Source organism: Pseudomonas sp. Sample_9 (genome assembly GCF_004307535.1).
Lineage (GTDB): Bacteria > Pseudomonadota > Gammaproteobacteria > Pseudomonadales > Pseudomonadaceae > Aquipseudomonas > Aquipseudomonas mercuritolerans.
In genome coordinates this window covers 1-5,254 of record NZ_RAZO01000294.1, presented here as the reverse complement: position 1 = coordinate 5,254, position 5,254 = coordinate 1, and the positions used below count along the sequence as shown (strand labels likewise).

6 protein-coding genes and 1 pseudogene are annotated in these 5,254 nt (G+C 58.7%); 3 read left to right on the top strand and 4 right to left on the bottom strand.

The window, feature by feature from the left end; all coding sequences use genetic code 11:
• Positions 1-638: 638 nt before the first annotated feature.
• The 4 genes from D6877_RS16080 to D6877_RS16065 all read right to left on the bottom strand — a co-directional run bounded on the left by D6877_RS16080 (position 639) and on the right by D6877_RS16065 (position 4,183).
• Entirely contained in the window at positions 639-1,406 is a 768-nt protein-coding gene (locus D6877_RS16080) for an SDR family oxidoreductase (RefSeq protein ID WP_130911428.1), read from the bottom strand.
• A 37-nt stretch (positions 1,407-1,443) separates the two neighbouring features.
• Complete coding sequence (locus tag D6877_RS16075) at positions 1,444-2,511, bottom strand: phosphotransferase family protein (RefSeq protein WP_130911427.1); 1,068 nt, start codon at positions 2,509-2,511, stop codon at positions 1,444-1,446.
• Positions 2,512-2,674: 163 nt separating this feature from the next.
• A complete protein-coding gene (locus D6877_RS16070) occupies positions 2,675-3,643 on the bottom strand; it encodes a 2-hydroxyacid dehydrogenase (RefSeq protein WP_130911426.1) in 969 nt (322 codons plus the stop codon).
• Positions 3,644-3,799: 156 nt separating this feature from the next.
• On the bottom strand, positions 3,800-4,183 hold the full coding sequence (locus D6877_RS16065) for a tautomerase family protein (RefSeq protein WP_123442224.1): 384 nt from the start codon (positions 4,181-4,183) through the stop codon (positions 3,800-3,802).
• A 226-nt stretch (positions 4,184-4,409) separates the two neighbouring features.
• Here D6877_RS16065 and D6877_RS16060 point away from each other — a divergent pair, with 226 nt between their 5' ends.
• From D6877_RS16060 to D6877_RS16055, 3 genes and pseudogenes are all read left to right on the top strand, one after another.
• Positions 4,410-4,604, top strand: a complete 195-nt coding sequence (locus D6877_RS16060) for a hypothetical protein (protein WP_016775120.1) — start codon at positions 4,410-4,412, stop codon at positions 4,602-4,604.
• Positions 4,605-4,656: 52 nt separating this feature from the next.
• Positions 4,657-4,827 (top strand): hypothetical protein, encoded by a 171-nt coding sequence (locus D6877_RS29400; RefSeq protein ID WP_016775119.1) that lies wholly within the window; start codon positions 4,657-4,659, stop codon positions 4,825-4,827.
• A gap of 251 nt (positions 4,828-5,078) precedes the next feature.
• Positions 5,079-5,254: pseudogene (locus D6877_RS16055) on the top strand (HAAAP family serine/threonine permease); the annotation flags it as partial.

Sequence of the window (5,254 nt, the reverse complement as noted above, 5' to 3'; positions counted from 1 at the left end):
TGCTCGCGAAGGCGGCCTGACAGCCGACCTGGTTGTTACTGAATTCACTCGATCAAAACTGTAGGAGTGAGCCTGCTCGCGATGAGGCCCTCGCCGACAACCATAATCCCAATCCAGGCTTCTGCTGGAAAATCTACGCAAAACCGACAGCCAATCCCACCCAATCACCCCAATCCACTGGCGCTAACAAAGTGCTCAGCTATAAAGAATGAGTGGTCAGGTCTTCCGCGGCCGGTTGGGTTGCGGGAGTTTGTCTCTCTTCACCGCGGGTCGTCCTATGAATAATCCTGGGAAACGCGTATTGCCGTTGGCTTTTCTTGCTGTGCTGTTGGCCGGTTGTTCCAGTCCTCCACCGCCTGCGCCTGTCGCGCCGCCGCCTCCGCCGGAACGTCGGTGTGAGGTGCTGGAGAATACTGAGGTTGCCGGGGATATGTATGTCGATGGGCAGGTAACGCGCCACATCACCACTACCCGTTGCATAACCCAATAAGATTCGCGATTCCTCGATTGCACGAGGCCAGGAACCCAGCAGTTACCCTGTGGGAGCGAGCCTGCTCGCGAAAGCGTGGTGTCAGTCAAAACATAGCTGACTGACACAACGCTTTCGCGAGCAGGCTCGCTCCCACACGGGACAGATATCAGGACAGGAATCCGCCATCCACATTCAGCGCCACGCCGGTGGTGTAGCTCGACGCATCGCTGGCCAGGTATAACACTGCGCCGGCCATTTCACTCGGGTCGGCCACGCGTTTGAGCGGGATCTGGGTCAGTGCCTGTTTCAGAATCGCATCGTTCTTGACCAGGGCCGAGGCGAATTTGGTGTCGGTCAGTCCCGGGAGCAGGGCGTTGCAGCGGATGCCGAATTGCGCGCATTCCTTGGCGAAGACTTTGGTCATGTTGATGACCGCCGCTTTGGTCACCGAATAGATGCCCTGGAAGATGCCCGGGGAGATGCCGTTGATCGAGGCGACGTTGATGATGCTGCCGCCACCGTTTTCGCGCATCAGCTTGCCGGCTTCGACCGACATGAAGAAGTAGCCGCGAATGTTCACATCGATGGTCTTCTGGAACGCACCGAGATCGGTGTCGAGCACGTTGCAGAATTGCGGGTTGGTTGCGGCGTTGTTGACGAGGATGTCGAGGCGGCCGAATTGTTCCTTGATCCCGGCGAAGACCTGGCTGATCTGCTCCATCTCACCGATGTGGCAGGCCACGGCTGTTGCCTTGCCGCCGGCGGCGATGATGGCGTCGGCGACGTGTTGGCAGCCTTCGAGCTTGCGGCTCGAGACGATCACGTGGGCGCCTTGCTGGGCCAGCAGTTTGGCGATGGCTTCACCGATGCCACGGCTGGCGCCGGAGACGAAAGCGATTTTGCCGTCGAGGTCGAACAACTGAGTCTTGGACATGGGTTTCCCTTGTTGGAAGTCTTGTTATAGGCCTGGGTCAGAGGCTGGATTTCTGGATGACCTGCAGGCTCATCTGCTCCAGCAGTTTGTTCATGTGAATGAACTGCGCGAAGCGTTTGTCCTGGGTCTGGCCGTGGTAGAAGCGGTAGTAGATCTGCTGCACGATGCCGGCCAGGCGGAACAGGCCGTAGGTGTAGTAGAAGTCGAAATTGTCGATGCGGATGCCCGAGCGCTCGGCGTAGTAGTCGACGAATTCGCGGCGCGTCAGCATGCCCGGTGCGTGGCTTGGCTGGCGGCGCATCAGTTGCACCGGTGCCGGGTCGCCGGCTTCGATCCAGTAGGCGAGGGTGTTGCCCAGGTCCATCAGCGGGTCGCCGAGGGTCGTCAGTTCCCAGTCGAGCACGCCGATGATCTGCATCGGATTGGCCGGGTCGAGGATGACGTTGTCGAAGCGGTAGTCGTTGTGGACGATGCTCGACGTCGGGTGGTCGGCCGGCATCTTGTCGTTGAGCCAGGCTTTGACTGCTTCCCAGTGCGGCGCGTCCGGGGTCAGGGCTTTTTCGTAGCGCTCGCTCCAGCCCTTGATCTGCCGCGCGACGTAGCCTTCGGGTTTGCCCAAGTCGCCGAGGCCGCAGGCGTTGTAATCAACCCGATGCAGTTCGACGAAGCGGTCGATGAAGCTTTTGCACAGCGCTTCGGTTTTCGCCGAATCAAGGCCCAGTTCCGACGGCAGTTCGGCGCGCAGGATGATGCCCTTGACCCGTTCCATCACATAGAACTCGGCGCCGATGACGGCCTCGTCAGTGCAATGCACGTAGGCCTTCGGGCAATACGGAAAGCCGTCGCGCAGTTGGTTGAGAATGCGGAACTCACGGCCCATGTCGTGGGCGGATTTGGCCTTGTGGCCGAACGGCGGACGGCGCAGAACGAATTCTTGCTCGGGGTATTCCAGCAGGTAGGTCAGGTTCGACGCGCCGCCAGGAAACTGGCTGATCTGCGGCGTGCCGGTCAGGCCGGGAATGTGCGCCTTGAGGTACGGATCGATCAGGCTGGCATCGAGTTCTTCGCCCGCGCGGATCCGGGTGGACTGGTCAGTAAGCGCCATGCTTATCCCTTCTGCTTATTTTGGAGGCCAGACATCATTGGCTAATCTAATGGCGCGCTCGGATGCTCACAAGCGCGGGTCGGTCTTATAGGTTAGCGTGTTGCTGGATAATCAACTTTGAGAATGGGCCAAAGATCGGCGCGGTTCGACGATGCCAGGCGCGTTAATGCACGCGCTGGTTGTTCAACCTGGGCGGCAGGGCGACGGGAGTCAGCACTGGTTGTCCGGAGAAAAACGCCATCAGGTTTTTGCCCACCAGCTCAACCGTGCCTTGCGTGGCTTCGGGGGAGAGGCCGGCGACGTGGGGAGTCAGCACAACGTTGCTGAGGCTTTTCAGGGCATCGGGCACTTCCGGTTCGTGATCGAACACATCCAGCGCGGCACCGGCGATACGACGTTGTTCAAGTGCGGTGATCAGATCCGCCGTAGCGATGACGCTGGCCCGGGCGATGTTGACGATAAAGCCATTCGGTCCGAGCGCATCGAGCACCGCTCGCGTCACCAGGTTGTGCGTGCCGATCCCACCGGGCGTGGCGACCACTAGAAAATCCGAGGCTCGCGCCAGATCGGTCGGTGTCGAGCAGAACGCATAGGAAACGTCGCTGCGCACCTGGCGGTTGTGGTAGCTGATCTGCATGTCGAAACCCAGCTCCGCACGCTTGGCAATCGCCATGCCCACGGCGCCCAGCCCGAGGATGCCCAGACGCTTGCCGGCCAGCGACGGCCGCATGATTTTCGGCCATTCACCGCGGCGTACCGCAGCATCGCAGCGTGGGATATCGCGGACCAATGCCAGCAGCAGTGCCATCGCATGATCGGCCACCGACGAGGCGTTGACCCCGGCACCATTGGTGACAGTGATGCCACGGTCACTGGCTGCTTGCAGATCGACCTGTTCATAGCCCGCACCAATCACCGTGATGATTTTCAAAGCGGGCAGGGCGCTGATCTCGTCGGCGGTGAGGCCCAGCGGCCCGCGAGTAAGCACGGCGTCGATGCGGCTGCCATGGGTAACGATGGCTTGTGCACGTTCGGCTGGCGTTGGTGCAAGGATCAGGTGGAATCCCTGGTGTTCGAGAATCGGCAAATAATCATTGATCGTTTCAACCAGTACCAGAACGGTTGCGGGCATTGCGCGGCTCCTGTGATTGGCGGCGGGTGGGTCGCGAAAGTCGACTCAGAGTGCTGAATCCGCAGCGGCTTGGCAATCGTTGCATTCAAGCAGTGGTGCTTTGATTCTGGACGGGTTCGTGGAACAAGCAAGTACGCAGGCATGGCGCACGACCCATCAGCTGACGTATTGCGCAACACCATTACCGAACGACCAGTTCTCTTTCTTTACCTCCAGCAGATTGATGAACACATCCTCCAGGCGAATACCCAGTTGCGCATGCAGGCTCTCGGCAATGGTTTTGAACAGCAATTGTTTCTTTTCCACGCTGCGCCCTTCGCTGATGGTGATCTGGATGAACACCACGCCGTCGCTGCGCTGGATGCCGAGGTATTGCGGGTCATAAACGAAATGCTGGGCGTCATGTTCGTTGAGAATCTGGAAGTTGTCGTGCTCGGGCACATCGATACAGCTGCGCAGGGCGGCGTAGATCTGTTCGCCGATGCGCCTGGCAAAAGTGGGGTCGGGATTTTGCTGGATGTCGACGCGGACCAGTGGCATGGGGGCTCCTTGGGTTATGGCTTCTCACACGCTAGATCAAGGGCAGGGTTCTGGCAGGTAATTGGTCTGGAATATCGCAAATTCCGTGTATGAGGCGGCTTACGTGACTCGCGGATTTTGCCTACGGGAATGGCAGATGCGTCTGCTGGTCAGCACCCGTATGGATGCGAAATCATCACGCCTCAGAGCAGCTTGCGCGATAGCTGCCACCAGCCAGGGAAGGCGAATGCTTCAAAACGACCGGGAAAACCTCGAACTGGACAAGCTGATGAATGAAATACGCAAGCTTGTGGCCGAGAGGAAAAAACTTGTGGCGGAAGAAAAAAAGATGAAATGGGAAACCTATTTCTACCCGGTTGCGGTAGTGGCCGGAATGTTGACCGCGACAGCGGCCTTGATCGGCCTTTCGCTCAAGTTATGAATGTGCGCGTTTCGCTCTATCCAACCCGTTACCCGCGAAAAAGGAAATCACCATGAGTACGTTCGACCGCCAAGCCATGATTGACCGTTCCGATCGAGAGCACGACGAGTACGTAGAAAGGTTACGCCTCAAGCAGCGAGGCGACATCGTTCCGATCCTCGCATTGCTGAGTCTTGCCTTGCTTTGCATGTCGTTTGGCTTTCTGGTCGCTCGATTGATCTGATCGTTCCGGCTGCGCACGGTGCCGGAAAAACTGCCAGAAAACGACATGCAGCGTAGCTGGAAACGGCAAAAAGCATTCCGAAAACGACTCACCATCGGTCTGCTCCGCATAACCATTCCTCAGCTAAGTCTTTGCTTGCATTGATTTATCACGGAGAATCGCGCCCCTGTTTCGGCCGGAGCATGTCTGTCGGTTTTTTCCGACGCGTCCTGACCGAGTGGCAAGTGACCGGAAAGCGGAGATCCGACCGGATGAATGATCAGGCCAATAGCCTCGAAAAGCGCTTCGACGCAGCAGCACCCGCTGAACTTTCGAGCTGGAATCGCCAGGACACCACCTGGATGCTGGGACTGTTTGGGACGGCCATTGGCGCCGGCACCCTGTTTTTGCCGATCAACGCAGGATTGGGTGGCTTCTGGCCGCTGGT